Origin of the sequence: Streptomyces sp. NPDC012825, assembly GCF_042900925.1 — a bacterium.
Lineage (GTDB): Bacteria > Actinomycetota > Actinomycetes > Streptomycetales > Streptomycetaceae > Streptomyces.
Genome location: NZ_JBIBBZ010000011.1, coordinates 163,631 through 184,443, shown reverse-complemented (window position 1 = coordinate 184,443; position 20,813 = coordinate 163,631). Strand labels below are relative to the sequence as shown.

The 20,813-nt window shown below is 75.2% G+C and carries 17 protein-coding genes; 10 read left to right on the top strand and 7 right to left on the bottom strand.

The genetic code is table 11. The annotated features are described in order from the left end of the window. Window positions 1–73 precede the first annotated feature (73 nt). Window positions 74–613: a PadR family transcriptional regulator gene (locus ACFY7E_RS22895; protein ID WP_389487595.1), complete on the top strand. Its 540-nt coding sequence runs from the start codon at window positions 74–76 to the stop codon at window positions 611–613. A 71-nt stretch (window positions 614–684) separates the two neighbouring features. Further along, a complete protein-coding gene (locus tag ACFY7E_RS22890; RefSeq protein WP_389487593.1) occupies window positions 685–2,076 on the top strand; it encodes an FAD-dependent oxidoreductase in 1,392 nt (463 codons plus the stop codon). 62 nt (window positions 2,077–2,138) lie between these two features. Here the strand turns inward: ACFY7E_RS22890 and ACFY7E_RS22885 are convergent, their stop codons facing one another. Beyond that, entirely contained in the window at window positions 2,139–3,479 is a 1,341-nt protein-coding gene (locus ACFY7E_RS22885) for a DUF2252 domain-containing protein (protein ID WP_389487591.1), read from the bottom strand. A 183-nt stretch (window positions 3,480–3,662) separates the two neighbouring features. Here ACFY7E_RS22885 and ACFY7E_RS22880 point away from each other — a divergent pair, with 183 nt between their 5' ends. After that, window positions 3,663–4,460, top strand: coding sequence for a GntR family transcriptional regulator (locus tag ACFY7E_RS22880; protein WP_389487589.1), 798 nt, complete (start codon window positions 3,663–3,665; stop codon window positions 4,458–4,460). Window positions 4,461–4,539: 79 nt separating this feature from the next. Here ACFY7E_RS22880 and ACFY7E_RS22875 read toward each other — a convergent pair whose 3' ends face one another. Together ACFY7E_RS22875 and ACFY7E_RS22870 are read right to left on the bottom strand one after the other, a co-directional pair. Further along, a complete protein-coding gene (locus tag ACFY7E_RS22875; protein WP_389487587.1) occupies window positions 4,540–6,072 on the bottom strand; it encodes an amino acid permease in 1,533 nt (510 codons plus the stop codon). A gap of 155 nt (window positions 6,073–6,227) precedes the next feature. After that, complete coding sequence (locus ACFY7E_RS22870; RefSeq protein WP_389487585.1) at window positions 6,228–7,202, bottom strand: hypothetical protein; 975 nt, start codon at window positions 7,200–7,202, stop codon at window positions 6,228–6,230. Window positions 7,203–7,506: 304 nt separating this feature from the next. On the opposite strand from ACFY7E_RS22870, the gene ACFY7E_RS22865 reads away from it, so the two are divergent. The 5 genes from ACFY7E_RS22865 to ACFY7E_RS22845 all read left to right on the top strand — a co-directional run bounded on the left by ACFY7E_RS22865 (window position 7,507) and on the right by ACFY7E_RS22845 (window position 12,729). After that, window positions 7,507–8,973, top strand: coding sequence for an FGGY family carbohydrate kinase (locus ACFY7E_RS22865; RefSeq protein WP_389487583.1), 1,467 nt, complete (start codon window positions 7,507–7,509; stop codon window positions 8,971–8,973). Between the two features lie 257 nt (window positions 8,974–9,230). Then, the gene (locus tag ACFY7E_RS22860) at window positions 9,231–10,625 is read left to right on the top strand and encodes an FAD-dependent oxidoreductase (RefSeq protein ID WP_389487581.1); all 1,395 of its coding nucleotides are present in this window, start codon (window positions 9,231–9,233) and stop codon (window positions 10,623–10,625) included. Next, window positions 10,622–11,851, top strand: coding sequence for an FAD-dependent oxidoreductase (locus ACFY7E_RS22855; RefSeq protein ID WP_389487579.1), 1,230 nt, complete (start codon window positions 10,622–10,624; stop codon window positions 11,849–11,851). The genes ACFY7E_RS22860 and ACFY7E_RS22855 overlap by 4 nt, the downstream gene beginning before the upstream one ends. Before the next feature lie 75 nt (window positions 11,852–11,926). Beyond that, window positions 11,927–12,421: an NUDIX domain-containing protein gene (locus ACFY7E_RS22850; protein WP_389487577.1), complete on the top strand. Its 495-nt coding sequence runs from the start codon at window positions 11,927–11,929 to the stop codon at window positions 12,419–12,421. Between the two features lie 62 nt (window positions 12,422–12,483). Then, entirely contained in the window at window positions 12,484–12,729 is a 246-nt protein-coding gene (locus tag ACFY7E_RS22845; protein WP_389487575.1) for a hypothetical protein, read from the top strand. A 37-nt stretch (window positions 12,730–12,766) separates the two neighbouring features. Here ACFY7E_RS22845 and ACFY7E_RS22840 read toward each other — a convergent pair whose 3' ends face one another. Continuing rightward, complete coding sequence (locus tag ACFY7E_RS22840; protein WP_389487642.1) at window positions 12,767–13,972, bottom strand: cytochrome P450; 1,206 nt, start codon at window positions 13,970–13,972, stop codon at window positions 12,767–12,769. A gap of 451 nt (window positions 13,973–14,423) precedes the next feature. Here ACFY7E_RS22840 and ACFY7E_RS22835 point away from each other — a divergent pair, with 451 nt between their 5' ends. Next, on the top strand, window positions 14,424–15,836 hold the full coding sequence (locus ACFY7E_RS22835) for a D-alanyl-D-alanine carboxypeptidase family protein (RefSeq protein ID WP_389487573.1): 1,413 nt from the start codon (window positions 14,424–14,426) through the stop codon (window positions 15,834–15,836). Between the two features lie 112 nt (window positions 15,837–15,948). On the opposite strand, the gene ACFY7E_RS22830 is transcribed toward ACFY7E_RS22835, so the two are convergent. From ACFY7E_RS22830 to ACFY7E_RS22820, 3 genes are all read right to left on the bottom strand, one after another. Further along, window positions 15,949–18,336: an ATP-binding cassette domain-containing protein gene (locus ACFY7E_RS22830; RefSeq protein ID WP_389487572.1), complete on the bottom strand. Its 2,388-nt coding sequence runs from the start codon at window positions 18,334–18,336 to the stop codon at window positions 15,949–15,951. A gap of 201 nt (window positions 18,337–18,537) precedes the next feature. Next, window positions 18,538–18,780, bottom strand: a complete 243-nt coding sequence (locus ACFY7E_RS22825; RefSeq protein WP_389487570.1) for a DUF5133 domain-containing protein — start codon at window positions 18,778–18,780, stop codon at window positions 18,538–18,540. Window positions 18,781–18,925: 145 nt separating this feature from the next. After that, window positions 18,926–19,786, bottom strand: coding sequence for a glutathione S-transferase C-terminal domain-containing protein (locus tag ACFY7E_RS22820; protein ID WP_389487569.1), 861 nt, complete (start codon window positions 19,784–19,786; stop codon window positions 18,926–18,928). 504 nt (window positions 19,787–20,290) lie between these two features. On the opposite strand from ACFY7E_RS22820, the gene ACFY7E_RS22815 reads away from it, so the two are divergent. After that, window positions 20,291–20,746 (top strand): Rrf2 family transcriptional regulator, encoded by a 456-nt coding sequence (locus ACFY7E_RS22815; RefSeq protein WP_121833568.1) that lies wholly within the window; start codon window positions 20,291–20,293, stop codon window positions 20,744–20,746. Window positions 20,747–20,813: the final 67 nt, after the last annotated feature.

Here is a 20,813-nt window from a genome sequence, read left to right as displayed (position 1 = left end):
CCGCCGCGCGGTGACCGTCCCGCCGTGCTCGCCGCCCGGTGAGCACGGCGGGCCCCGAATCTAGGATGCGAGCATGTCCCTCCCGCACGCGATCCTCACCGCGCTGCTCGAGAAGCCGTCCTCCGGTCTCGAACTGACGCGCCGCTTCGACAAGTCGATCGGTTACTTCTGGTCGGCCACGCACCAGCAGATCTACCGCGAGCTGGGGAGGCTGGAGCAGGCGGGGCACGTCCGCGCCCTGCCCGCCCCGGTGCCCGTCCGGGGGCAGCGCAAGGAGTACGAGGTGCTGCCCGCGGGCCGCGCCGAGCTGAGCGACTGGGTGGCCGGGCCCGAGGACCCCAAGCCGATGCGGTCCGCCCTGCTGCTGCGGATGCGGGCGGCCGCGATGGTCGGCGCGACGGGACTCGGGGCGGAGCTGGAGCGCCATCTCTCCCTGCACCGCGAACAGTTGGAGGAGTACCTCGCGATCGAGGCCAGGGACTTCCCGGCGGAGCGGCGGAGCTCCGAGCCGGACCGGCTGCGCCATCTCGTCCTGCGGGGCGGGATCGACCTGGAGCGGTTCTGGGTGGAATGGCTGACAGACGCCCTTGCGGAACTCGATCGGGAGGGGTAGCCCCAGCGGGCGGGGGCCGGTGCCGGGCGATACTGGGGGCCGCCGGTTCCACGCGACACGAAAGGGCGGGCATGACCGACGACTTGGGGCACCGCACGACACGTCACGCGGTGGTCATCGGGGGAAGTCTCGCCGGCCTGCTCGCCGCGCGGGTCCTCGCCGAGCACGCGGAGAAGGTGACGGTCGTCGAGCGCGACCGCCTGCCCGAGGGACCGGAGGCGAGGCCGGGCGTCCCGCAGGGCCGGCACCTCCACGTCCTCGTCGAGGGCGGACAGCGGGCGCTCGACGAACTGCTTCCCGGCTTCACGGACGAGCTGCGCGACCTCGGCGCGCCGAAGGTGGGCATGCCCGAGGACATGGTCCAGTGGCAGAACGGCGCGTGGTACCGCCGCACGCCCGCCGTCGTGCACTTCTACTCCGGCCCCCGCCCCCAGCTGGAGTGGCTGGTGCGGCGGCGGGTGCTCGCCGATCCGCGGATCGAGCTGGTCGAGGGCGCCGAGACCGTGGGCCTGACCGGGGACTCCTCGCGCGTGCGGGGCGTACGGCTGCGGAAGCGCGGCGCGGGGGCGGACAGGGAGACCCGTACGCTGGCGGCCGATCTCGTGGTGGACGCCTCCGGGCGGTCCACGAAGGCGTCGGACTGGCTGGCGGGCATCGGCGCGGAGGCGCCGCACGAGGAGACCCTCGACACGGGACTCGCGTACGCGACCCGGGTCTACGGGTCCCCGGTCGGCGGCCCGGACACCGACGCGCTCGGCTACTACGTCGTGCCGAATCCCTCGCAGCCGTACGGCGGTGTGGTGCTGCCGCTCGGCGACGGGCGGTACCTGGTCACCCTCTCGGGGCTGCGCGGCGACGAACCGCCCACCGAGGAGGGCGCGTTCGAGGAGTACGCCAAGCGGCTGTCACAGCCGGTCATCGGCGACTGGCTGGCCCGGGCGGAGCCGGAGTCGCCGGTGTACGGCTTCCGGAAGACCGCCAACGTCCGGCGCCGGTACGACCGTCCGGGGCGCCGCCCGGCCGGCTTCCTCGCCACCGGTGACGCGCTGTGCTCCTTCAACCCGATCTACGGGCAGGGCATGGCGGTCGCCGCGCTCGGCGCGGTCGCGCTGCGCCGGGCGCTCGCCGATCCGAGGCGGACGCCGACGACCCGGGTGGTGCAGCGGGCGCTCCTGGACGCCTCGAAGCAGGCCTGGGACATCTCGGCGGGATCCGACAGGAAGATGCCCGGGGCCACCGGTGACGCGGCGCGTTCCGGGGCGCTGGACCGGGTGGTCGGCTGGTATCTGGGCCGGGTGCTCGGCCGGGTCGGGGGCGATCCGGTGGTGGGGGTGCCGTTCCGCGCGGCGATCGCCCTGACCGGTCCGCTGACGGCCCTGTTCGCCCCGTCGGTGGCCCGGGCGGTGCTCTTCGGGCCGCCCGTCGAGACGCCCGCCGAGCCGCCGCTGTGGCGCGACGCGTAGGCCGTCCGGGTGAAGCCGCCGGGGACGGAGGCGGTGAGCGGTGAGCACCGTCGGGCGCCGGTTCAGGCGACCGGGGCCGCCGTGATCACGCCGGCGGCGATGGCCGCGCCGAGCGCCGCGTAGTCGTCGGCGTTCTGGTGGGCGTAGGCGAGCGCGAAGTCGGCGACGGCGCGGTCGAAGACGTCCGAGCCGCCGAGGTAGGCGGCGATGGCGACGCGGTCGCCGGAGCGGGCGTGGGCGCGGGCCAGGGCCCGGCCGCAGAGCCGCGCGTAGTCGCGCAGCAGGGCCGGGGACATGGTCTCCACCTCGGCCGAGCCCTTCATGTCGCGCAGTTGGCGCCAGTAGAAGTGGCGTTGTTCGGGGCCGGTCATCCAGCCGAGGAAGATGTCGCCGGCCGCCTGGACGAGCCGTTGCCCGCAGACGACCCGCTGTCCCTGGTGGGGGTAGGCGGTCGGGGCCAGGTACTCCTCCAGGACGGAGTGGCCGGCCTCCTTGATCTGGAGGATGAGCGGATCACCCTCGTCCCGGCCTTCGAGGAGGAGGACGAAGCAGCGGGTGCCGACGCTGCCGACCCCGACGACCTTGCGGGCGGCGTCGAGGAAGCGGTAGCGGTCGAGGAGGAGCCGCCGCTCCTCGGCCAGGGAGCTGCGGTAGTCGCTGAAGACCTTGCCGAGGGTGATCCGGTCGATGTCCGTGGCGCGTTCGAGGAGGGGCGGGTCGTCGACGATGTGCCGGTGTCCGTCCGCGTCCGCCTCGGTGAGCTTGGCGAAGGCCTGGAGGCTGGTGCGGCGGCGGGCACGGGCGAGCCGGTTCTCCAGACGGGCGCGGTCGCCCCGGTGGACCAGGGCCAGGAGGTCGTCGGCGGCGATCCGCTCGTACCAGACGGCGAGTTCCCCGAGGCCGGCGAGGCGGCGCATGGACGTGCGGTACGACTCGACGGCGACGAGGGCGGCGCGGCGGGCCTTGGGTCGGGAGCCGCCGTTCTGGAGGGCGGCGACGGCGATGCTCGCGGCGAGGCGCTTCACGTCCCATTCGAAGGGGCCGGGGAGGGTCTCGTCGAAGTCGTTCACGTCAAAGAGGAGCGTCCGTTCGGGTGAGGCGTAGACGCCGAAGTTGAGGAGGTGGGCGTCGCCGCAGAGCTGGACGGCGAGCCCGGTGTCGGCCTGGGCGCCCAGGTCGGCGGCCATGACGGCGGCGGCGCCGCGCAGGAACGCGAAGGGGGAGGCCGCCATCCTGCCGTACCGGAGGGGGACGAGGTCGGGCAGCCGGTCCCGGGCCTGGCGCTCCAGGACGCCCAGCGGGTCGGGCCGCTGGGAGCTGGGTATCCAGCGCCCGTGGGAGGACCGGGGGACGCGTTTGCGGGCCGCCCTGCCCTGTGCGGCGCGCTCCGACGACGTCGTCATCCGGCCTCACCCGCCTCTTCCACCGGGGTGGATTCGCCCCCGTCACCTGGAACCTCATTACAAGGCGCAACGCGCGTTTCGGCCACTCTTTCCGACCGGACTGGCAAAATGGTTTAGACCAATGATAGAAATTGATCACCCATACGGCCCATGCGGTCACGCTGAGCAAAGAGAGGGTTGATCATGGCCGAGCCCGATTCCGGGGCGGCGGCGGAAGTGCCGCTCTACCTCCGGGTCGCCGCCGCCCTGCGTGAGGATCTCGCCCAGCGGCGCATCTCCCCCGGCAGCCGGCTCCCTTCGGAGCGTTCGCTGTCCCAGCGCTACCACGTCAACCGGCAGACCGTACGGAGCGCCCTCCAGCTCCTGCGCGACGAGGGACTCGTCGTCACCGACCGGCGCGGCACCTTCGCCGCGGGACCGGGGACCGAGACCGGCGCCGGGGCCGACGTCCCCGTCCCGAGGGTGCCCCGGCCGACCTTCCCCGGCGGGCCCAGAGCGGCGGGGACGCTGGTGCGGGCCTCGCTCGCCTGGGAGCCGCCGCCCGTCCCGCTCGCGCCGCGCCTCCTGCTCGCCCCCGGCGAACCGACGCTCGTCCACCGGCACGCGGTGCTCGATCCGCGGGGGTCGGCGCTCCAGCGGGCGGTGTCGTGGTTCTCCCGGGCCGCGCTCGCCGAGATCCCCCAGCTGTCCCGCTACCGGCGGGACCGGGACCACCGGCAGCAGCCCGATCTGCGGCTCCTCTACCACTGGATGCACCAGGCGGGGCTGCGGGTCGTCCACCGGGAGTCGGTGGGCGTGCCGACCGACCCCGGGACGACGGCCGGCCCCGGGACGGCGGCCGACGCGGGTACGGCGGCCGGCGGCGCGGCCCGGCTGCTCGTCCACCGGGTGGTCAGCGACCAGCACGGGCGCGCCCTGGAGATCACGGACATCGATGTCACGGCCCGGGCGGCCGCCTGGACCTACGAGTTCAGCGCCTGATCCCGGGGACACGGGGGCGCCCGGGCGGCGACGGGCCTGCCCGGGCGTTCCCGTGCGGAGTGCTGCCTCGTACAAGGTTCTAGACGATCCCCTCGGCGATGTCCGCCTCCTCGCGGGCCGTGCCGTACGCGGTCGGCGTGCCGTACGAGCGGCGGGCGACGTACCACCAGACGCTGGCCAGGACGAGGACGACGGCGAGGGCGATGACCGCGTAGTTCATGGTGTCGACCGTCACCGGCGACTTCTGCGGCAGGCAGAAGAGGACGGTCACGAACGCCACCCAGACGACGGCGGTCCAGCCGATCGGTCTGCTCCAGCGGCCCAGGCTCCACGGGCCGGGGGTGAACCGCTTCCCGGCGCGCAGCCGCAGGTAGATCGGGATGGCGTAGGCGGGTGTGATGCCGATGACGTTGATGGCGGTCACGGCGCCGTAGGCGGTGGCCGAGTACAGCGAGGGCACGGCGATGAGCGCGGCCACGCCGACCGAGAGCCAGACGGCCGGGACGGGGGTCTGGGTGCGGGTGCTGACCTTCCGCCAGAGCGCCGAGCCGGGCAGGGCGTTGTCCCGGCTGAAGGCGAAGACCATGCGGCTCGCGGCGGCCACCTCGGCGTTGCCGCAGAAGAGCTGGGCGACGATCACGACGAGCAGCAGGGCGGTGGCGCCGCCGGAGCCGAGCGCGTCCAGGAGGATCTGGGCGGGCGGGACGCCGGTGGCGCTGTCCTGCGTGGCGGCGTAGTCCTGGATCGCGAAGGTCAGTCCGGCGAGCAGGGCGAAGCCGGCGATCCAGGAGACCCAGATGGCCCGCACGATGCCCCTGGCGGCGGCGACGGAGGCGTTCGAGGTCTCCTCGGAGAGGTGGGCGGAGGCGTCGTAGCCGCTGAAGGTGTACTGGGCCAGGAGCAGGCCGATCGCGGCCACGTAGAAGGGGTTGGCCCAGCCGGTGTCGTTGACGAACTCGGTGAAGACGAACTCGGCGGACTGGTGGCGCTCCGGGACGATCGCGAGGGCTCCGACGATGACCGCGACGCCGGCCAGGTGCCACCACACGCTGATGGAGTTCAGGACGCTGACCAGGCGGACCCCGAAGAGGTTGAGGACGGCGTGGAGCAGCAGGATCGCGAGGAAGATGAGGAAGGTGGAGCCGGCGGTGGGTTCGAAGCCCCACTGGAGGTTGAGGAAGGCGCCGGTGAAGAGGGCGGCGCCGTAGTCGATGCCGGCGATGGCGCCGAGCAGGCCGAGGAGGTTCAGCCAGCCGGTGTACCAGCCCCAGCGGCGTCCGCCGAGCCGGTCGGCCATGTAGTAGAGGGCGCCGGAGGTCGGGTAGGCGCTGGTGACCTCGGCGAGAGCGAGGCCCACGCACAGGACGAAGAGGCCGACGCCGGCCCAGCCCCACAGCATGACGGCGGGGCCGCCGGTGCCCAGGCCGAAGCCGTAGAGGGTCATGCAGCCGGAGAGGACCGAGATGACCGAGAAGCTGATCGCGAAGTTGCCGAAGCCGCCCATGCGGCGGGCGAGGACGGGCTGGTAGCCGAGTTCTCTCAGCCGCTCCTCCTCGTCCTGGACGGGCGGTGGCTTGCGTATCGCGTCGGTCGGGACTTCGGTGCGGGCCATGGGGAACTCCGGGGGACGGTGACGGGCGGGGGCGGTCGACGGGCTTGGACGGTTGACAGGCTTGGACGGTTGACGGGTGAGGACGGGGCGTACGGGGGACATGGGACGTGCGAGGGGTGCGGGGCGTGCGGGGGTACGAGGTCGGGTCCGGGGCCTCAGTCGCCGAGACAGCGGGCGCGGGCCCGCAGGAAGACCTCTTCGGCGAGGAGGCGGTCGTCCGGACGGGCGGTCCGGTAGGCCCAGGGCAGCGTCGTGTAGTACGGGCCGAGCGCCTCGAAGACCCGGGCCGCGTCGGCGAAGCGGAGGGCGCCGAAGAGTGCGTGCGCCAGGTGGTTGAGGTCGAGCAGGGAGGCCTCGTCGACGGCGCAGAAGAAGAACCAGGTGTCCAGGGCCCGTTGGACGTCGCGCACGGCGTCCTCGGCGACCCAGTGCAGGTCGAGGGCGCGCTCGTGGCCGCGCTCGCGCCGGTAGCGCTCGACGCGCACGTAGAGCGGCAGGGCGTGCAGGGCGGAGCCGACGGGCGCGGAGGAGGCCGCCCAGTGGGAGTAGTTGACGGCTTCGGAGAGCGGTCCGGAGCGCCGGGCGTAGACGAACTGGAGCATGCGGTGGTGCGCCTCGCGGTTGTGCGGGTCGCGCTTCTCCGACTCGGCGAGCAGGCCCCAGGGGCCCGGCGGCAGCATGGGGGCCGGCGGGGCGACCCGGTGCTCGGCCATGTGCTGGGGTCCGTCGAGGGCGGCGAGGGCGAGCAGCCCCACCCAGGGCACCGGGTCGGCGGGCGAGCGGTCGACGGCCTCGCGGCAGGCGGCCCTGGCCTCCTGCCACAGCTGCCCGGCGCGGGCGTGACCGGAGCGGTGGGCGCGTACGGCCCGTTCGACGGCGACGCGGCTGTGCATCACGGCCGCGGCGGGGCTCTCGGGATGCTCGTCGCGCCAGGTGCGGACGACGTCGGTGCCGGCGGCGACGGCGGCGAGGACCTGGGTGCGCCGGGTCCAGGCGCCCCAGTCGGAGGTCTCGTCGAGCAGCCGGGCCATGGCCACCCAGCGGCCGGTGCGTAAGTCCTGGAGGGCGTGGCGCAGGGCGTGGTCGTGGCCCGCCGGGTGGTAGACGGGACGGAAGCCTTGGCCGGCCATCAGGGGGCGGGGCGTGGTGTGGGTGGCATGGTTCCTCGGTGGATGGGGAGGGGTGGTCAGTCCCTTGGGCGGTGTCCCGGCCGTTGATCGGCGATCACTATAGAGCGCTCTGGACTCGGCCGGTCCACTTTCCCGGGGGACGGCAACTATTCGGACAACGACTGAATTTGACTTACTGTCAGGTTCCGCGACGGACCTGACGGGGTCGTCCGGCGAGGCTTGACGGAGCCCTCCGGCGGCGGCACCCTGGCCCTTTTCGGTGACCGGACGATCACCGAACGGGACCACGGACGGGAGCGGCAGGATGACGGGCGGCCCGGTACTCGCCGTCGACCAGGGCACGTCGGGCACGAAGGCCCTCGTCCTCTGTCCGGAGCGCGGTGTCCTCGGCAGCGGTGCGGCCCCGGTCCGGCCCCGGTACCTGCCGGGCGGCCTGGTCGAGGTCGACCCGCGCGAGCTGTACGACTCGGTGGTGACGGCGGGGCGGGCGGCGCTCGCCGGGGCGGGCGTCCCGGTCGTGGCCGTGGGCCTCGCCAACCAGGGCGAGACCGTGCTCGCCTGGGACCCCGCCACCGGCGAACCGCTCACCGACGCGCTCGTCTGGCAGGACCGCAGGGCCGCCGGAGTCTGCGCGGAACTGGCTCCTCATGCCGAGGAGCTGCGCCACCTGACCGGCCTCCCGGTGGACCCCTACTTCGCCGCCCCGAAGATGGCCTGGATCCGCCGCCACGCCACCGGCGCGGGCGCCGTCACCACCAGCGACGCCTGGCTCGTCCACCGGCTCACCGGCGCCTTCGTCACCGACGCGGCGACCGCCGGGCGCACCGGGCTCCTCGACCTCGACACGGTCTCCTGGTCGGGGACCGCCCTCGACCGGTACGGACTCGGCGGCGAGCCGCTGCCCCGGGTCGTGGACTGCGACGCGCCCGTGGGCACCACGACCGCCTTCGGCCCGCCGCTCCCCCTCACCGGCCTCCTGGTGGACCAGCAGGCGGCGCTGCTCGCGCAGAGCGCCGACGACCCGGCCGCCGCCAAGTGCACGTACGGCACGGGGGCGTTCCTGCTCGCGCAGACCGGCCCCGCGCCGCTGCGGGCCGCCTCGGGCCTGGTGAGCTGTGTCGCCTGGCGGCTCGGCGGGCAGGTCACCCACTGCCTGGACGGCCAGGTGTACACGGTGGCCTCGGCCGTCCGCTGGCTCACCGACCTCGGCGTGATCGCCGGGCCCGGGGAGCTCGACGCGGTCGGCGGCACCGTCCCGGACGGCGGGGGCGTCACGTTCGTCCCCGCGTTCGCGGGACTCGCCGCGCCCTGGTGGCGGGGGGACGTGCGCGGCTCGCTCACCGGCCTCGGCCTGGACACCGGCCCCGGGCACCTGGTCCGGGCCCTGTGCGAGGGCATCGCCGCCCAGGTCGTGGAGCTGGCCTCGGCCGCGGCGGCGGACCGGGGCGCACCGCTGACCTCGCTGCGCGCCGACGGCGGTCTGACCCGGAGCGCGCTGCTCATGCAGACCCAGGCCGACCTGCTGCAACGGCCCGTCGAGGTCTCCGCCCTGCCCGACGCCACGGCCCTCGGGGCCGGCGCGGTCGCCCGCCTGGGCCGCTTCCCGGGGCTCGCGCTCCGGGAGGCCGTACCGGAGTGGAAGCCGTCGGCGGTGTACGAGCCCCGGATCTCCGCCGCCGAGGCGGAGACGCGCCTCGCCCGGTTCCGCGCGGAGGTCGCGGGACTGCTGGAACGGCAGGGGGCGCCGACGGCCGACGGCGGGGCGGCATGAGGACCTCCGGGGCGGGGAGGGGTGCGCCGCCGGGGCACGCCATCGAGGACGGTGGGACGGGGGCAGCCGAGAACGACCGGGCGGGAGCCGCCGGGGACGGTTGGACGAGCGTCACGGAGGACGGTCGGGCAGGAGCCGCCGGAGACGGTCGGGCAACAGTCACCGAGGGCCGTCGGGCGGGGGCCGCCGAGGACGGCCCGGCAGCAGCCGCGGGGAAGGTCACCCGGTCGGGGCCACTCCCCGGCGGCGAGGGCGCCGTGTACGACGTCGTGGTCGTCGGGGCCGGGGTCGTCGGGGCCGCGATCGCCCGCGCGCTCGCCCGTCACCCGCTGCGGATCGCCCTCGTGGAGGCCGCGGACGACGTGGGCGACGGCACCTCGAAGGCCAACACGGCCATCCTGCACACCGGTTTCGACGCCGTGCCCGGCAGCCTGGAGGCGCGGCTCGTCCGCGAGGGGCACCGGCTGCTCACCGCGTACGCGCGGGAGGCCGGCATTCCCGTGGAGCCGCTCGGCGCCCTGCTCGTCGCCCGGGACGAACCGCAGCGCGCCGCGCTCCCCCGCCTCGCGGAGAAGGCCGCGCGCAACGGCCATCGCACCACCCGGATCATCGACGCCACCGAACTGGCGGCCCGTGAACCCCACCTGGGCCCCGGCGCGCTCGCGGCGCTCGACGTGCCGGGCGAGTCGATCGTCTGCCCGTGGACGACCGTCCTCGCGTACGCCACGCAGGCCGTCCGCTCCGGGGTCGACCTGCACCTGAACTGCCGGGTGGAGGAGGTGTGTCCGGGCGATCCGCACCACCGGCTCGTCACCCGGCGCGGAACGCTCCGGACCCGCCACCTCGTCAACGCCTGCGGCCTGTACGCCGACGCCTTCGACGCCCTGGTCGGGCGCGAGGACTTCACCGTCACCCCGCGCCGGGGCCAGCTGCTCGTCTTCGACAAGGCCGCCCGCGACCTGGTCCGGCACATCCTGCTCCCCGTGCCCGGACCGCTCGGCAAGGGCGTGCTCGTCTCCCCCACCGTGTACGGGAACGTCATGCTCGGGCCCACCGCCGAGGACCTCGACGACAAGACGGCGACCGGCACGACGGCCGAGGGGATCGCCGGTCTGCGCGAGCAGGGCGGCCGGGTCCTGCCCGCGCTGCTCGACGAGGAGGTCACGGCCGTCTACGCGGGGCTGCGGGCCGCCACCGGGCGGGAGGACTACCGGATCGCCGCGCACCCCGCCCTGCGGTACGTGACGGCGGGCGGGATCCGCTCCACGGGGCTCAGTGCCTCCCTGGCGATCGCGGAACACGTGCTCGGCCTCCTGGCCGGCTGCGGGCTCGACCCGGGACCGGAGCGGCCGCTCGCCCCGGTCCGCATGCCGAACCTCGGCGAGGCCTTCCCCCGGCCCTACCGGGACGCCGGACTCATCGCACGGGAGCCCGGGTTCGGGGCGATCGTCTGTCACTGCGAGCGGGTCACCCGGGGGGAGATCCGGGCCGCGCTCGCCTCGACCATTCCCCCGGGCGGCCTCGACGGGCTGCGGCGCAGGACCCGGGCCCGGGGCGGCCGCTGCCAGGGCACCTTCTGCGGCGCGGAGGTGCGGGCGCTGTTCGAGGAGCCGGGGTCCCCGGCGGAGAAGGACGGAGGAGGCGGCCGGTGAACCGTACGGTCGACGTGCTCGTCGTGGGCGCGGGGCCCGCGGGTCTCGCCGCGGCCGCCCGGCTCGCGGCGGCGGGCGCGGGCCGCGTCGAGGTCCTGGAGCGGGAACCGGCCGCGGGCGGGGTCCCGCGCCACTGCGCGCGCCCGGGGTTCGGCGCGGACGCGCGGGGGCGGCCCCTGGACGGGCCGGGCTACGCGCGGCGCGCGGTGCGGGAGGCGCTGCGGGCCGGGGCCGCCGTCCGTACCGGTGTCTCGGCCACGGGCTGGGCCGGGCCGCTCGCCCTGGACGTGACCTCCCCGGCCGGGCTCGAACGGATCGGGGCCCGCGCGGTGCTCCTCGCCACCGGGGCGCGCGAACGGCCCCGCAGCGCCCGGCTCGTCCCGGGGACACGGCCCGCCGGTGTGCTGACCACGGGCGAACTCCAGCGGACGGTCGAGCGGTTCGGGGGACGGAGGGGGCACGCGGGACGGGAGTACGTGGGGCGGCGGGCGGTGGTCGTCGGCGGTGGGCCGGTGGCCCGTGACGCGGTGCGGACGCTGCGTTCGGCCGGGGTGGAGGTGGCGGCGGTCGTCACCGGACTCCTTCGCCCGGCCGCCGGGTTCGGGGGTATGCCGCTGCTCACCGGCACGGTCGTGACGGAAGTGCTCGGGCGCGGGCGGGCGAGCGGGGTCGCGGTCCGGGGGCGGGACGGCCGCGCGTCCGTCCTGCGGTGCGACACGGTGGTCCTCACCGGCGACTGGATCCCGGACCACGAGCTCGCCCGTGCCCGCAGGCTGCCGCTCGCGCCGGGCACCCGGGGCCCGGTGGTGGACGGCGCCTTCCGCACCGCCGCCCCCGGGGTCTTCGCGGCCGGCGACCTCCTGCACGGCGGGGAGCCGGCCCCGGTGGCCGCAGCCGAGGGGCGGGCGGCGGCCGACGCGGTGCTCGGCCACCTCGGCGGCCCGTCCCGGCCCGTCGGCACGGTGCCGGTCACGGCGGCGGGGCCGCTGCGGTGGGTGACGCCCGGTCTCCTCGGTCCGGAGGCCGCGCCCCTGCTCGTACGGCCCGGAAGCCGTCTCGTACGGCCGGTCCTGACCGTCTCGCAGGACGGCGTGCGGCTGCGGCGGGAGCGGCTGCGGGGAACGCTCGCGCCGTGGCGTTCCGTACGGCTCGGGCCCGACTGGACGCGCGGGGCGGATCCGGCGGGCGGGCCCGTGACGGTCGAGGCGGAGGAGCAAGAGGAGTAACGGGAGGTGCGGGATACGCCGCCGAAGGCGTCCCGGCGGGCTGCGCGGGCGGGGGCTGTCGGACACACTGGGCCCATGCCGGTCGAACGCGTCAAGCGCAGCGCGGGTCTCCTGGTCTTCCGCCGGACGGCGGACGGCGGCGACAGCGGTGTCGAGGTTCTCGTCGGGCACATGGGCGGGCCCTTCTGGCAGTCCCGCGAGGAGGGCGCCTGGTCGATCCCCAAGGGGGAGTACGGGCCCGACGAGGCGCCCGACGCGGCGGCCCGCCGGGAGTTCCGGGAGGAGCTGGGCCTCGCCGCCCCCGAGGGCGACTGGATCGACCTCGGGGAGAGCAGGCAGCGCAACGGGAAGCTCGTCACCGTCTGGGCCGTCGAGGGCGACCTGGACCCGGAGCGGATCGTGCCGGGCACCTTCACCCTGGAGTGGCCGCCCCGCTCCGGCCGCACGGCGGAGTTCCCGGAGATCGACCGGGTCGGGTGGTTCGCCCCGGAGGCGGCCGCCCCGCTGCTCGTCGCGGGGCAGCAGGTCTTCCTGGAACGGCTGGCCGCCCACCTCGACGGGCGGGGCTGAGCCCGATTGTCAGAGGCGTGCGAGAAGGTGGTGGAAGCCGAACTGTCGAGAGGGAGCCCGACATGACCACGATCACCGCCGACGAGCGCGCGGCGGCCCAGGCCTATCTGCGGCTGCTCGAATCCACCCGGGCCGTGCTGGCGGATCCGCGGCTCGCTCCGTACGCGGGGGCGATGCTCACCCGTCCGATGGAGGAGGCCGACGAGGCGCTCCGCGCGGCCGGCCTCGCCGGGAACGAGGCCCGGCTGCTGCGCGTCGTCTCCTCCCTGCGGGCCTTCTCCCCGACGGCGTGGGGGCGGGCGGGCTGAGGGGCCCGCCGGCCGGCCCCGGTGCCGCGCCGGGAGGTCAGGGGACCGGCCTGACCGGGAGCGTGCGGACGCTGTTGCCGACGAATCCGGCGTGCGGGGCCAGGCCGTCCTCCGGGACGGCCAGGTCCAGGTCGGGGAAGCGGGTGAAGAGGGCTTCCAGGGCGGTCGTGGCCTCCAGGCGGGCGAGCGGAGCGCCCAGGCAGTAGTGGGGGCCGTGGCCGAGGGAGAGGTGCTTCGCCGTCGTGGCCCGGGTGAGGTCGAAGCGGTCGGCGTCCGGGCCGTGGGCCCCGGTGTCGCGGCCCGCCGCCGAGTACCCGGCCAGGACGGGGGTGCCCCGGGGGACGAGGGTGCCGTCGACGGTGAGGTCGCGGGTCGGGTAGCGGAACGGGAAGTAGCTGACCGGGCTGTCCCACCGCAGGGTCTCCTCCACCACGTCCGCCCAGGTCGCGCGGCCCTCGGTGACCAGGGCGAGCTGGTCGCGGTGGGCGCAGAGCGCCCGGACCGCGTTGGTGATCAGGTTGAGGGTGGTCTCGTGGCCCGCGACGATCATCAGGAGCAGCGTGCCGATGAGCTCGGGCCCGCTGAGCCGGTCGCCGTCCTCGCCGTGGGCGGCGATGAGGGCGCTGGTGAGGTCGTCGCCGGGATCGGCGGCCTTGGCGGCGACGATGGAGGCCAGGAGTTCGGCGAGCTCCCGGTTGGCGGCGACGGCCCGCGCGGGCTCGGTGTCGGTGGCGACGACCAGGCTGGAGAGGTGGTGCAGCCGGTCCTGGTGGGCCGGGTCGACGCCGAAGAGTTCGCAGATGACCCCGAGCGGCAGCGGCAGCGCGTAGTGCCGGCGCAGGTCGGCGACGCCGTCGCCGGCCGCGGCGGCCCCGGCGAGTCCGTCGAGGAGTCCGGCGGTGACCGCTTCGACGCGCGGGCGGAGCGCCTCGACCCGGCGGGCGGTGAAGGCGCTGCTGACCAGGGTGCGCAGCCTGCGGTGGTCGGCGCCGTCCGCGGTGGTCATGCCGGGCACGGTGGCGAAGGTCCGCAGCGGCCAGCCGTCGGGGATGCGGCCCTCGGCGAGGGCGGTGAAGTGCCGGGCGCCCTTGGCGACGTCGGGGTGGGCGAGGAACTCGCGCAGCGCGTCGTGGCCCAGTACCGCCATGCCCTCGACCTCGCCGGGCAGGATCACCGGGACCACGGAGCCCCCGGCGAGCAGCCGTGCGTTGTCCGCGTGCGGGCAGCCGCCCGCCGGGTCCATGCGGTACGGCGGCCGGCCGGAGGGGGTGGCGGGGGGCGGGGTGTTCACGGTGTTCACGGGAGGAGCTCCTGACTGCGGAGACGGCCGGTGCGGCACGCGAGGGGTCAGATCCTACGGTCAATCCCGTTGTCCCCGCGCGGAGTTGTCCGGTACGGCGGGACGTCCGGCCGGACGGGCGGCCGAGGGCGGCGGGGCTCCCGTACGGAACGGCGACGGGCCGGGGCGAGAGGCCCGCTCGTGCGAACGGTGCTGTTCCGGGGCGGAGGGACCGCTCGTGCGAACGGTGCTGCTCCGGCGCGGGTGTGAGGGGTCGTCACCGGCGGGCCCGGGTGTCCGGGGGCGGTCCGGGACCACCCGGTCGGCTCACGACGCGCCGCCGTACGCCACACCCGCTCCCCCGGTCGGCGCACTCCGATCTGCGGGTCCGTCACCTCCTCCCTACGGTGGCCGAATGATCGTCACGTCAGCTGTCCGTCACGCTGCCGCCGGTTCCGCGGCCCTGCTGCTCGTGCTGCCCGTTCCGGCGGCCGTCGCCTCCCCCGCCCCCACGGCCCCGCCCGTCACGTCCGTCTCCCCGGCCTCCGCCCTCGGGGAGCCCCCTCCGCCCGTACGCCGGCACGTCGACCCGGCCCGGCTCGACCGGCGGGGCGTGCAGGTGCAGCCGCTGGCGGGCGCGCCCCGGCTGCCCTCGGCCTCCGCGCTGTCGTGGGTGGTCGCGGACGCGTCCACGGGCGAGGTGCTCGCCGCGCGGGACGCGCACCGGAAGCTGCCGCCCGCCAGCACGCTCAAGGCGCTGTTCGCCCTCACCGCGCTCTCCCACCACGCCCCCTCCGAGCGGCACACCGTGGCCGACTCCGAGCTGGCCGGCATCGGGGCGGGCAGCAGCCTGGTCGGGATCAAGGAGGGGTACACCTACAAGGTCTCGGACCTGTGGAACGGCGTCTTCCTCAGCTCCGGGAACGACGCGGTGCACGTGCTCGCCGCGATGAACGGCGGGTGGGACGCGATGGCCGGGAAGATGCAGGAGAAGGCCCGCTCCCTGGGCGCGAACGACACCCACGTGGTCTCCCCGGACGGCTACGACGCCCCGGGGCAGGTGTCCTCCGCGTACGACCTGGCGGTCTTCGGCCGGGCCGGGCTCCAGGACCCCGCGTTCACCCGCTACTGCTCGACGCGGTACGCGGACTTCCCGGCGGGCTCGTGGTCGTACGGCATCGCGAACACCAACCGGCTCCTGACCGGGCAGAACGGGGTGGACCGCTACCCCGGGCTCATCGGCATCAAGAACGGCTACACGAGCAACGCGGGCAACACGCTGGTCTCCGCGGCCGAGCGGGACGGCCGGACCCTCGTCGTCTCGGTGATGAACCCGCAGCAGGGCGGCGGGTTCGCCGTGTACGAGGAGGCGCGGTCGCTGCTCGACTGGGGCTTCGAGGCGGCGGGGCACGTCCGGCCGGTGGGCTCGCTGCTGCCGGAGCGCGCGAAGACCGAGGCGGACGCGCGTGCCGTGGCGGCGGCCCGTGACGGACGGGACGGGGCCGGGGCGGAGAAGGCTACCCGGGCGGGGGCCGGGGCGGAAACCGGGACCGGGCCCGGCGAGAAGGTCCGGGCGGAGGACGCCCCGGCGTCGGGCGCCCCCGCGAAGAACGCCCCGGCGTCGGGCGCGCCGGGGAAGGGCGCCCCGGCCGGGGACGTTCCCGGCACGGCCGCCCTCGGGGAGGACGCGTCCGCCGTGGCGGCACCCTCGGGCGCGTCGGCCGGCCTTCCGCTGGGTCTGATCGGCGCGGCCTGCGCGGCGGCGCTGACGCTGTGGGGATGGCGGCGCCGGGCGGGCGCCGGGACCGACCGCTCCCCGCAGGAGTGAGAACCGCCGGGTGAGGGCCTCGCCCCCGGGGCCGCGTGGCGAGGGCCCCGGGGCCGCGCGGTAAGGACCTGGACGGTGGGAGCGGCGCCGCCCTGCCCCTCCCCGCCCTCGATCAGGCGCCGACGTACTCCGCGAGGTGTTCCCCGGTGAGGGTGGAGCGGGCGGCGACCAGGGCGGCGGGGGTGCCCTCGAAGACGATCCGGCCGCCGTCGTGACCGGCGCCGGGACCGAGGTCGATGATCCAGTCGGCGTGTGCCATGACCGCCTGGTGGTGCTCCACGACGATGACGGACTTGCCGGAGTCCACGAGCCGGTCGAGCAGGCCGAGGAGCTGCTCGACGTCGGCGAGGTGGAGCCCGGTGGTCGGCTCGTCGAGGACGTAGATCCCGCCCTTCTCGCCCATGTGGGTGGCCAGCTTGAGCCGTTGCCGCTCGCCGCCGGAGAGCGTGGTGAGCGGCTGGCCGAGGGTCAGGTAGCCGAGGCCGACGTCGGCGAGCCGACCGAGGATCCGCCGCGCGGCCGGGGTGGCGGCCTCGCCGGAGCCGAAGAACTCCTCGGCCTCGGTCACGGACATCGCGAGGACCTCGCTGATGTCCCGGCCGCCGAGGAGGTGTTCGAGCACCGAGGCCTGGAACCGCTTGCCCTCGCAGTCCTCGCAGGTGGAGGCGGTGCCGGCCATCATCCCGAGGTCGGTGTAGAGGACGCCGGCGCCGTTGCAGGTGGGGCAGGCGCCCTCGGAGTTGGCGCTGAAGAGGGCGGGCTTGACGCCGTTGGCCTTGGCGAAGGCCTTGCGGATCGGGTCGAGCAGGCCGGTGTACGTGGCGGGGTTGCTGCGCCGGGAGCCGCGGATCGGGCTCTGGTCGACGGAGATCACGTCCGCGCCTGCGGGGAGCGAGCCGTGCACGAGGGAGCTCTTGCCGGAGCCCGCGACGCCGGTGACGACGGTGAGGACCCCGAGGGGGACGTCGACGTCGACGTCGCGCAGGTTGTGCGCGGACGCGCCGCGGATCTCCAGGACTCCGGCGGGCTCGCGCACCGCGTCCTTGAGGGAGGCGCGGTCGTCGAGGTGGCGGCCGGTGACGGTGCCGGAGGCCCGCAGGTCCTCGACGGTCCCCTCGAAGCAGATGGTGCCGCCGGCCGTGCCGGCGCCGGGGCCGAGGTCCACGACGTGGTCGGCGATGGCGATCGCCTCCGGCTTGTGCTCGACCACGAGGACCGTGTTGCCCTTGTCGCGCAGCTGGAGCAGGAGGTCGTTCATCCGCCGGATGTCGTGGGGGTGCAGGCCGACGGTGGGCTCGTCGAAGACGTAGGTGACGTCGGTGAGCGAGGAGCCGAGGTGGCGGATCATCTTGACGCGCTGGGCCTCGCCGCCCGAGAGGGTGCCCGCCGGGCGGTCGAGGGAGAGGTAGCCGAGGCCGATCTCCACGAACGAGTCGAGGGTCAGCTGGAGCGCGGTGAGCAGCGGGGCCACGGAGGGTTCGTCGAGGCCGCGGACCCAGGCGGCCAGGTCGCTGATCTGCATCGCGCAGGCGTCGGCGATGCTGGTCCTCCCGATCTTCGAGGCGCGGGCGCCCTCGGCGAGCCGGGTGCCGTCGCACTCGGGGCAGGTGGTGAAGGTGACGGCGCGCTCCACGAAGGCGCGGATGTGGGGCTGCATGCCCTCCTTGTCCTTGGCCAGGAAGGACTTCTGGATGCGGGGGATCAGACCCTCGTAGGTCATGTTGATGCCCGCGATCTTCATCCGGGTCGGCTCGTGGTGGAGGAAGGCGTCCAGCTCCTTCTTCGTGTACGAGCGGATGGGCTTGGCCGGGTCGACGAGGCCGGACTCGGTGTAGAGGCGGTGGTTCCAGCCGCCGGTGGTGTAGCCGGGGACGGTGAGCGCGCCCTCGTCCAGGGACTTGGAGTCGTCGTAGAGCTGGGTGAGGTCGATGTCGGAGACCGTGCCCCGGCCCTCGCAGCGCGTGCACATGCCGCCGGTGCGCTCGAAGGTCGCCTTGACGGCCTTCTTGGCGCCCTTCTCGACGGTGATCGCGCCGCTCGCCCGCACGGAGGGGACGTTGAAGGAGTACGCGCTCGGCGGGCCGATGCGGGGCTCGCCGAGCCGGCTGAAGAGGATGCGCAGCATCGCGTTGGCGTCGGTGGCGGTGCCGACCGTGGAGCGGGGATCGGCACCGAGACGCTGCTGGTCGACGATGATCGCGGTGGTGAGGCCTTCGAGGACGTCGACCTCGGGCCGGGCGAGGGTCGGCATGAAGCCCTGGACGAAGGAGCTGTAGGTCTCGTTGATCAGCCGCTTCGACTCGGCGGCGACCGTGTCGAAGACGAGCGAGCTCTTGCCCGAGCCCGAGACGCCGGTGAACACCGTGAGGCGGCGCTTCGGGATCTCGACGCTGACGTCCTTGAGGTTGTTCTCGCGCGCGCCGTGCACACGGATCAGGTCGTGGCGGTCGGCGGCGTGCGGCACGGACGTCTGCTCGTCCGACCCGGGGGCCTTGCTCATCGTGTCTCCAGCTGTCGCGCGGGGCCGAAAGGGTGGTCCATCGCGTCCGGTCCTCGGATCCGGTTCTCGGGTCCGGTCCTCGGAGGGGGGCGCGATGCCCATGGCTGTCACGCTAATGGCGGCACGGTGACGGCGCTTCTCGATTCCTGATCTCTTCCGGGGAACACGGCGGCGCGTGCGGAGAGGACCGGGCCCGGCGGGTCAGGCTCCCGGCAGTCCCTCCAGGGCCGGCCGGGCCGGGGCGCGGTTCCCGGTCACGTACCGTTCGGCGGCGCGGACCGCCGCGCGGGCGCTGCGCTCCCCCATCAGGACGCAGAGGGTGTACGCCGTGTCCTCGAAGCGCCGTCGTGCCGACAGGTCGCACGGCCCGGCGAGCACGGTCCGCTCCTGGGCGCGGTAGTGCCGGAGCAACCGGTCGACCGTGTTCCTGTCGGGAAGCAGCATGGCGTCCTCCTGTTCCTGCGTCGCTCCATACTGGCGGCCGTCGGCCGCACCCGCGACCCGCGCGGACACGGTGGGTGACGGGAGGGGAGGACGCGCGGTCGCCGGGGTCCGGGGAGGGTGGTCCCCGGACCCCTCTCCCGGGCCGTCAGCGCGGGGCGGCCGACCAGTCGACGATGCGGATCCCCGCGCCCGCCGCCTCGCGTCCCCGGCAGTGGGCGCGGTGGCGGCGCAGGACGGCGTCGATGTCGAGGTGTCGGGCGAACTCGGCGCGTGCGGCAAGGCGTTGGGCGTACGCCCAGAGGGCCGGGTGGTCGGCGACCCGGTCCATGGCGGCGGCGTCCAGGTGCCAGCGGTGGACGGTGTCGAGCTGGACGAGGGTGCCCCAGACGTGGACGTCGGCGAGGGTCGGTCCGTCGCCGAGGACGTACGGCCGGTGGGCGAGGCGGTCCTCCAGGGAGCCGAGCGCGGCGAAGAGGACGCCGAGGGGTTCGCGGTGGGCGGCCCCGTCGTCGAGTCCGAGTTCGCCGGCCCGCTGGGCGGCCCGGTTGACGCTCCGCTCGCACAGGTCGGCCACGGCGTCGATCTCGGCGCGGTGCTCCTCCGGCAGCAGGTCGGGGCCGTCGCCGCGGAAGCGCAGGGCGAGGTCCCGGAGGATGTCGGGGACGTGGGTGGTGACGATGCGGCCGGTCCAGCCGTCGCTGAGGACGGGCGCGGAGGCGGGGCCGTCGTAGAGGTGGGCGCTGGCCTCGTAGAGCGGGCGGAGCGCCGCGTACCCGCCGCCGGGCGCGTCGGGGGTGTCGGGCAGGACCGTGAGCGGGAGGGTGTCGTCGAGTCCGAGCAGGCCGTGGGTGAGGGCGATGCCCAGACAGCCGGGACTGGACGGTGCGACGTGGAGGCGGTAGCGGTGCGGTACGGCGTAGTGGCCGCTGTGCACGTCGCGGCCGATGCGTCCGCGGAAGGCGGGCACGGCGGAGGCGGGCAGCAGCGAGGACGGGACGACGGACATGCTTCTCCCTCGAATGGTGCTCGTGCCGGGCCGGGGCGGCGCACGGCGGCGCCGGTCGCGGCGGCTCGGCGACGGCGCGGGCCGAACGGGGCCCGGGGACGGCGGAGATACGTGCAGGAGGAGGCGGGCGGACCGCGAACGGGGAGGGCCCGGCGGGCGGGGTGCGGCACGGGCCGCCCGGGAGGCGACGGCGCCTACGCGGCGCTGCAGACCCGCAGCAGATCGATGTGGCGGCGGGACGTCAGGGGGAGGGAGCGCGGGAGGAGCGCGGCGGATGCGGTGTCCCTCCGGCCGGTGCGCCCCATGGTTTCCTACCCGTTCGCTCGGTTTTCCCGTCCACGAGTGTCCGGCCGGTCACGGACGGCGTCAAGGGTGCGGTACGACCCGTCTCACAGCGCGGTACGGCGAGGCGGTACGGCGAGCGGCGCGACGTGCCCCGAAGGAGCGGGGCGGCGCGTCCCACGGGCGCGTGGATCCGTCCCGACCGTACGGAATAATGCGCCCATGCGCATTTCAGCCAGGGCCGACTACGCGGTGCGTGCCGCCCTCCAGCTCGCCGCCGCCCGGGACGCGGGCCCGCTGAAGGCCGAGGCCATCGCGGAGGACCAGGGCATCTCGCACAAGTTCCTGGAGGGCATCCTCGGGGACATGCGCAAGGGCGGTCTGGTGCAGAGCCAGCGCGGCGGCAACGGCGGGTACTGGCTGGCCAGACCCGCCGAGACGATCTCGGTCGCGGAGGTCATCCGCTGCGTGGACGGCCCGCTGGTCTCGGTGCGCGGGGAGCGGCCGCCGGAGCTTTCGTACACGGGCCCCGCCGAGTCGCTCCTGACGCTGTGGATCGCGCTGCGGGCCGGGGTCCGCGAGGTGCTCGGCGTCTCGCTCGCGGAGGTGGCGGCGGCGAAGCTGCCGGCCGGGATCGTCGCGCTCGCCGACGACCCGGAGGCCTGGACCAACCCCTGATCACCCCCTGACCGACCCCTGCCCCCACCCCCGTCCGCCCTCCGCCCCGCCCCCACCGACCCCCGGC

Excerpts from the sequence above, each read along its gene's own strand:
- ACFY7E_RS22830 (WP_389487572.1), bottom strand. The coding sequence starts at position 18,336 with ATGAGCAAGGCCCCCGGGTCGGACGAGCAGACGTCCGTGCCGCACGCC.
- ACFY7E_RS22895 (WP_389487595.1), top strand. The coding sequence starts at position 74 with ATGTCCCTCCCGCACGCGATCCTCACCGCGCTGCTCGAGAAGCCGTCC.
- ACFY7E_RS22840 (WP_389487642.1), bottom strand. The coding sequence starts at position 13,972 with ATGGACCCGGCGGGCGGCTGCCCGCACGCGGACAACGCACGGCTGCTC.
- ACFY7E_RS22820 (WP_389487569.1), bottom strand. The coding sequence starts at position 19,786 with ATGTCCGTCGTCCCGTCCTCGCTGCTGCCCGCCTCCGCCGTGCCCGCC.
- ACFY7E_RS22880 (WP_389487589.1), top strand. The coding sequence starts at position 3,663 with ATGGCCGAGCCCGATTCCGGGGCGGCGGCGGAAGTGCCGCTCTACCTC.
- ACFY7E_RS22845 (WP_389487575.1), top strand. The coding sequence starts at position 12,484 with ATGACCACGATCACCGCCGACGAGCGCGCGGCGGCCCAGGCCTATCTG.
- ACFY7E_RS22885 (WP_389487591.1), bottom strand. The coding sequence starts at position 3,479 with ATGACGACGTCGTCGGAGCGCGCCGCACAGGGCAGGGCGGCCCGCAAA.
- ACFY7E_RS22875 (WP_389487587.1), bottom strand. The coding sequence starts at position 6,072 with ATGGCCCGCACCGAAGTCCCGACCGACGCGATACGCAAGCCACCGCCC.
- ACFY7E_RS22850 (WP_389487577.1), top strand. The coding sequence starts at position 11,927 with ATGCCGGTCGAACGCGTCAAGCGCAGCGCGGGTCTCCTGGTCTTCCGC.
- ACFY7E_RS22890 (WP_389487593.1), top strand. The coding sequence starts at position 685 with ATGACCGACGACTTGGGGCACCGCACGACACGTCACGCGGTGGTCATC.
- ACFY7E_RS22825 (WP_389487570.1), bottom strand. The coding sequence starts at position 18,780 with ATGCTGCTTCCCGACAGGAACACGGTCGACCGGTTGCTCCGGCACTAC.
- ACFY7E_RS22870 (WP_389487585.1), bottom strand. The coding sequence starts at position 7,202 with ATGGCCGGCCAAGGCTTCCGTCCCGTCTACCACCCGGCGGGCCACGAC.
- ACFY7E_RS22865 (WP_389487583.1), top strand. The coding sequence starts at position 7,507 with ATGACGGGCGGCCCGGTACTCGCCGTCGACCAGGGCACGTCGGGCACG.
- ACFY7E_RS22835 (WP_389487573.1), top strand. The coding sequence starts at position 14,424 with ATGATCGTCACGTCAGCTGTCCGTCACGCTGCCGCCGGTTCCGCGGCC.
- ACFY7E_RS22815 (WP_121833568.1), top strand. The coding sequence starts at position 20,291 with ATGCGCATTTCAGCCAGGGCCGACTACGCGGTGCGTGCCGCCCTCCAG.